The organism is Paucilactobacillus vaccinostercus DSM 20634 (assembly GCF_001436295.1).
Taxonomy (GTDB): Bacteria; Bacillota; Bacilli; order Lactobacillales; family Lactobacillaceae; genus Paucilactobacillus; species Paucilactobacillus vaccinostercus.
This window is the reverse complement of record NZ_AYYY01000047.1, coordinates 1-305: the sequence shown is the minus strand read 5'-3', so window position 1 is coordinate 305 and position 305 is coordinate 1. Positions and strand designations below refer to the sequence as shown.

The following is a 305-nucleotide window of genomic DNA, read 5'->3' as shown; positions in this document are numbered from 1 at the left end:
GTCTACACACCAAACAAGCAACGTGCAACGGTTGAAATCGTTGATCAAAACGGTAAGAAGCTCGACACGATTAATGTAGAAGGTGTCAGTGACGGAGCGGTTGATCACAGCACAATCGCAACGGCAATCCAAGGGGTAATTAACCAAGGATACAACCTGACAAGCGATGGCACCGTAGGCGCAACGTATGATCACGATGACGACGCGGATCAAACCTTCAAGGTAGTGATGACTCAACTTGGCGAGAACAAAGTGCCATACACGACGATTCCAACTGATCCAGAAGGTAACCCAATCCCAGGTAC

General features: G+C 48.5%; 1 protein-coding gene. It reads left to right on the top strand.

Annotation, left to right across the window (positions count from 1 at the left end; genetic code table 11):
• Positions 1 to 305, top strand: a 305-nt coding sequence (locus tag FC26_RS12885) for a mucin-binding protein (protein WP_162259977.1), incomplete at both ends; no start/stop codon positions are given.